The sequence below is a fragment of the Planktosalinus lacus genome, from assembly GCF_014640155.1.
Lineage (GTDB): Bacteria > Bacteroidota > Bacteroidia > Flavobacteriales > Flavobacteriaceae > Planktosalinus > Planktosalinus lacus.
The window spans coordinates 1-6,601 of sequence record NZ_BMGK01000017.1; the positions used below are offsets into that span (position 1 = coordinate 1).

General features: G+C 34.7%; 3 protein-coding genes and 1 pseudogene. All 4 read left to right on the forward strand.

Features of this window, described 5'->3' with window-relative positions; all coding sequences use genetic code 11:
- The coding region (locus IEV69_RS13595) for a T9SS type B sorting domain-containing protein (RefSeq protein ID WP_188443359.1) at nt 1-1,545 on the forward strand (1,545 nt) is incomplete at its 5' end.
- Nucleotides 1,546-1,603: 58 nt separating this feature from the next.
- Nucleotides 1,604-2,545, forward strand: a complete 942-nt coding sequence (locus IEV69_RS13600; RefSeq protein WP_188443360.1) for a PorP/SprF family type IX secretion system membrane protein — start codon at nt 1,604-1,606, stop codon at nt 2,543-2,545.
- Between the two features lie 19 nt (nt 2,546-2,564).
- A complete protein-coding gene (locus IEV69_RS13605; RefSeq protein WP_188443362.1) occupies nt 2,565-4,502 on the forward strand; it encodes an OmpA family protein in 1,938 nt (645 codons plus the stop codon).
- A 512-nt stretch (nt 4,503-5,014) separates the two neighbouring features.
- Nucleotides 5,015-6,601 (forward strand): annotated as a pseudogene (locus tag IEV69_RS13610) (hypothetical protein); the annotation flags it as partial.

Here is a 6,601-nt window from a genome sequence, read left to right on the forward strand (position 1 = left end):
ACGATTGTATCACCATTAGGGGATTTTGAATACAGCATTAATGGTACAGACTATCAGGCCGGATTGGTATTTGAGGAATTGGCTTCAGGCATTTATGAAGTAACTGTTCGCAACAGCGATGACACGACGTGTGTGTCTACTGCGACCGTGGTAGAGATTGATTTGGCACCTAATGGACCTGATGCTCCGGTATCTTCTGGTGATATTTTGGAGTGTGCAGAAGAACCCTTACAGACTTTAGATGCAAATGATGCCATTTCAGTAGGAATTGATGAAACTGTTGTGTGGTATGATCAAGCAAACGGAGGCAATATTGTGGCTACACCTATTCTTAATTCAATAGGAACGGTTACCTATTGGGCGGAAGCAGTTAGTGATCTTGATCCTACCTGTGTGAGTTCAGAAAGAACTTCAGTTACCTTAACTTTAGATAACTGTTCAATTGCTTTGGTAAAAGAAGGAGAAATTAATAGTAGTGGTGATTGTACTGTGTTAGGAGATTCAATAACATATACTTTCAGTGTCTATAATTTAGGTTCTTCACCAATAACAAATATAGAACTGACAGATCCATTGTTAGAAGACCCCAATCCTTTTGTAGAAATTGTGTTTGTTGGAGGTGATGATAATAATGACAATAATTTGGATATTAATGAAATATGGATTTATACGGCTACTTATTCAATTTCTCAGGCAGATTTAGATATTGGTGAGGTTTTCAATCAAGCTACAGTAAATGGTTTGGTCTCTGGCTCTTTTGAAGTAAGTGACTTATCAGGAACTTCTGTGGAAAATGATAACCCTACAATTATTGAACTTTGTCAAGATTTATCAATTGAACTTGAAAAAGCAGGTATTTTTAATGATGAAAATGGGGATGGAGCTGCTCAATCTGGTGAAACTATTACTTATTCTTTCACAGTGATTAATACTGGGGCTGTTACACTTTATAATATTGAAATTAATGATCCATTGGTGCCAGTTCAAGGTGGTCCTATAGCTAGCTTGGAGCCTGGTGAATCAGACAATACAACTTTTAGTGCGGTATATGTTATAACAGAAAATGACATAGATGCAGGAGAAGTAATAAACCAAGCAACAGTGGTGGGTGAGGATATTAATGGTAATACTATTGAAGACTTGTCAGATGATCCGGAAGATTTATCTGATGTTGATTTAAATGGTAATGGAAATCCAGATGATCCCACAATAATTATATTGCCACAGGTTGCAGGTGCTGCTTTTGAAATATACAATGGACTTACTCCAAATAATGATGGACTCAATGATCACTTTAGAATTGATGGAATTGAAGACTATCCAAACAATAACCTTCAAATATTTAACAGATGGGGAGTTTTAGTTTTCGAAAGAGATGGATATAATAATTCAACAAATGCTTTTATTGGAAAATCAGAGGGAAGAACAACAGTTAAAGAAGACGATAATTTACCAACAGGAACATATTTTTACATATTAACTTTTATTGGTGATGAGAATCCTGGTGAAAGCAATTATTCAGGTTATTTATATTTAAACAGATAAAAAAACTATTGTTGAGAAATCAAGCTCTATAATGGTATTGAATTAAAAATATATTACAATGAAAAGAAATTATATAATTATAGCTACAGTAGCTTTTCTACTTGGGTTTAGTTCAAAAAGTAACGCCCAACAGGACCCACAGTATACTCAGTATATGTATAACACACAGGTTGTGAACCCTGCATATGCAGGGTCGATGGAAGCTCTTAGTTTAGGAGCCTTGTATCGAACGCAATGGGTAGGCTTGGAAGGGGCACCAAAGTCATTCACCTTTTCTGGCCACACACCTGTGGGGCTTAGTAATGTTGGTTTAGGTGTCTCATTTGTTAGAGATGAAATTGGACCATCAGAAGAAACCTATGCTAATGTTGATTTTTCTTATACATTGCAAGCTTCTGAAAAAGGAAAACTAGCTTTTGGTTTAAAAGCTGGTGCAAGTTTTCTTAATATTGATTTTACACAGCTGAATATTTCTGATCCTGGAGATGTTTTTGAAAACAATGTTGATAATAAGGTAAACCTTCAGGTGGGAGCCGGTGCTTATTATTATACCGATAAATTTTATGCAGGATTGTCGGTTCCAAATTTTATAGAGTCACAACATTTTGATGAAGCCAGTATTGAAGATGCAGACGCTAGTGTTATAAGTAAAGAGCGCTTACATTACTTCTTTATTACAGGGTATGTATTTGATATTTCAGAAAATGTAAAATTTAAACCTGCGGTATTAACAAAAATTGTTACAGGTTCTCCTTTACAAGTTGACGGTTCTGCTAATTTTTTATTTTATGATAAATTTACTTTGGGTGCAGCTTATAGATGGAGTGCATCCTGGAGTGCACTTGTTGGGTTTCAAATAACAGATACTTTGATGTTAGGTTTTGCTTATGATAGAGAAACTACAGATCTAGCTAGCTTTAATGATGGCTCTTATGAAGTTTACCTTCGATTTGATATTTTTAAAAATAATGACAAAATACACACTCCGAGATTCTTTTAACTGATAATATAATTTAGTGATGAAAACGATATATAAAATAAGTCTTTTACTCATAGTTTTAATAAGTTCCTCAGCAATTTTTGCACAAAAGGCTCAGATTAAAAAAGCAGAAAAAGCATATGATCAATTTGCCTATATTGATGCACAGAAAATCTATTTAAAAGTAGTAGAAGACGGCTATACTTCTGCCGAAATATATAAAAAGCTGGGAAATACCTACTATTTTAATAGCGACTACAGTAATGCTGCCAAATGGTATACTAAGTTAGTTGAGGAATTTCCTGATGAAACTGAAGCAGAATATTTTTTCAGAGCTTCTCAAAGTTCAAAAAGTATTGAAGAATATGAACAAGCAAATAGGTATATGGAGGAATTTGCTGCCAAAGGCGGTGAGACCAAAATAGTTCAAAACTATAAGAATAACCCTGATTATCTTGACTTTATTACTTCAAAAGAAATTTCATATACAATTGAAAAGACTGAAATCAATAGTTCTTATTCAGATTTTGGACCTTCTTTTTATAACGATAAAATAGTTTTTTCTTCAGCTTCAGGTTTAGGTGTTGAGGGAAAACTTAAAACTCATGATTGGAGTAATCAGCCCTTTTTTAATTTATATGTGGCAGATAAAGATGAAAACGGAAAACTTTCAGGGGTCACTCAACTTTCAGGAGATCTCAATACAAAATATCACGAGTCTTCTGCTGTGTTTACTAAAGATGGTAAAACAGTTTACTTTACCAGAAATAATTTTATTGACGGAAAAAAGGGAAGGGATAAAGACAAAAATATTCGATTAAAAATTTATAAAGCCACAAAGCTTGGGGAAAACAACTGGACAAATATAGTAGAGCTGCCTTTTAACAGTGATGATTTTTCAGTAGCACACCCGGCTCTTAGTGTTGATGAAAAGAAACTATATTTTTCGTCAAATATGCCCGGTACTTTAGGACAGTCAGATTTGTGGTATGTTGATATTTTAGAAAATGATGAATTTGGCACGCCGGTAAATCTTGGTGAAGTATTGAATACTGAAGCAAGAGAATCTTTCCCATTTATTAGTGACGAAAATGTACTTTACTTTTCAACAGATGGAAGAGCAGGATTGGGTGGACTAGACATATTCTTTACCCCTCTGGGGGATGATGGGCTTCCAACAGAAGTTTCAATCATGGGGGAGCCTGTTAATAGTAATAAAGATGATTTTGGATTTATAATAGATAACGAATCAGAAATAGGATTTATTTCTTCAAATAGAGGTGGTGATGCAGGTAGTATTGATGATGAAATTTACAGGCTGAAGGAGGTTTGTGAGGTTTCTTTAACCGGAAATGTTACCGACGAAGAAACAGGAGAATTATTGCCGGGCGCTGAAGTTGCATTATATGATAGTGATAATAATCTAATAGAGACCATTACAGTTGGAGAAGATGCTGAATTTATGTTTAATGTTGACTGTGATACTAAATACGCTGTAAGGGGTTCTAAGGAAGATTTTGAATCTGTAGAAAAAATTGTAAACACACCCGAAAGCACATCTACAGTAAATTTACCACTGGAATTAAAAAGAATTGGATGTCACCCTAATGATTTAGGTTGCAGATTAACATTACAACCCATTTATTTTGATTTTGACAAACACAATATCAGACCGGATGCCGCCATAGAATTAGCCAAAATTTTAGCAGCAATGCGTGAATATCCAGAATTGATTATTCATATTGAGTCTCATACTGATAGCCGAGGTAGTAATAAATACAATGAGTTGTTATCAGAGCGACGGGCCAAATCTACAATGGATTGGTTAGTTAATGAAGGTATTAGAAAAGACAGGTTAACTGCTAAAGGTTATGGTGAATCCCGACTCATTAATGAATGTAGCGATGGAGTTGCTTGTAGTGAAGATAAACATCAGCTAAATAGACGTTCTATGTTCATTATACAAAATAAATTTTAAGTTAAGTTTTAAGTGTTAAAGCCCATTTTGATGTTTTTTTCAAAATGGGCTTTTTTATTTTACTATTATTTCTTCAAATAGTACTGAAAATATTTCTTTCTATAACTTTCTTCTCACAAATAATATTTATTGTAACTGCTTGAAAATACGTATATATACGTATAGAGTAACTATTATTTCCTACAAAAAAATTATTGAAAACATCATATTTTTCGTATTTGGTCGAGTATATTTTACGTTTAATCTAATAGTTTATTTTTTGTAATTCTTTAAGCTTTTTTCCTACGTATCTTTGATATCTATTATTAAATGTAGTATAAACAACTACATATAAATATTGTCAGAATGCTACAACAAAATTTTTGTGAAAGTATCTGAAACTATAAATTTTAAAATTTACACATAATTTTATTTTAGATAAAGTAATCTTATAATCAATGCTTTATAGCGATAATATAATTAATTTGACTTAATTATTTAATCATTCAAAATTGACATTAAAATACAACGATATGCATAATTCTACTTTTATTAATCAGTTCAAGAAAGCGCTGTTGTATACAGGGGTGCTTTCGTTATTTTTTCTTGGTAACGTTCAAGGACAAAATGCTCCTGTTTTAGTGCCTGCAGATGGTTTTGAAATAGATGGGGATTTAACTCCTTTAACTATGCCCGCTTCTGATACAGGTGGTGATTGGGTGAATTCAAACGGTGACCCTGCAGGAAGCTATGTATTTAACATTGATGGAACACCTGTTGAAGCTGCAACAACGTTTAGGATAACAGATCCTTACGACTCAAACATCGACAATGTTTTTCAAGGAGGTGGAAAATTCAATCAAGACCCTAACACTTCTTGGAGTTGGTCTACAAGTAAGGCAGGTGGAAAAGGTGACATCAATAATGTCTTTTTGCACATTGGAAGTGATGTTGCTAATGATCAATGGTTAATTGTAGCAAGTGATAGGTTTGTAACAAATGGAACAAGTTATATTGATTTTGAATTTTTGCAAAATACATTAACTGCTGAGCCCGGAGGTTCTTTTTCAAGTTCCGGACCAGATGGAGGTAGAACCTTAGGAGATGTATTAATAACTGTAGAATATACTGGTGGTGGGAGTACTGCCACAGTAAAGTTTTATGAATGGGAAGTGTCCGGTTCAGGTTTTGATTATGTTGAAAAAAATAACCCGGGACCAGACAGATTTGGTGTGACAAACACTCAGGTTGTAGACAATCCTCTAGGAGCATTTGGAACCTTTCAATACCAACCCTATCAATTTGTAGAAGCAGCAATAAATGTAAGTGCATTTTTTGAAGCGGGTGATGACCCCTGTCAAGAAGTTTCTATTGGGAATATCCTTGTTAAAACCAAATCTTCAGCGTCAGCTACGGCTTCTTTAAATGATTTTGTGACTCCAATAGTTGCTCAAATAAATCTAGGAACTGCTGAAATAAGTTATAATTCAAATGATTTTTGTGGAGCAACTGCTTCAGTTACAATTAACGGTGTTCAAGGGGGAGTTTTTTCATCTTCCTCTCCAAATTTAATTATTGACGCTACTACCGGAGAAATTGATGTTGAAAATAGTTTAACGGGAACTTATACTGTTTTTTACAATTATACAACTGCCGGTTGTGCTAAACAGGCTACGGTTGAAGTTACCATACCAGAAACAGCTCCTATCCCTTCAGTTCAAGACTTAACCTTTTGTGAGGGAGAAGGAGTCAAGGATTATGGGGTTACAGCAACTCCAGGCTATACATTAAATTACTACAATTCAAATAATCCGGGTGATACACCATTACCGGGTGCTCCTGTTGTAAATACGAATGAAAGCGGACCTGGCACCTTTTCTGTTTGGGTAAGCCAATCTAAATCTGGAGAGTGTGAGAGCGAACGGGTGGAAGTGAGTATTACAGTTATAGCAACTCCAGAGGTAGATGATCCTGCAGATGTCACGGCTTGTGACAGTTATACCTTACCGGCTTTAACCAATGGCGCTTACTTTTTAAGTTCCGGAGGAGTAGATCCGATAGCAGTTGGTACCGATATTACAACGACCACGACAATTTATGTGTATGCTGAAACCGGCACG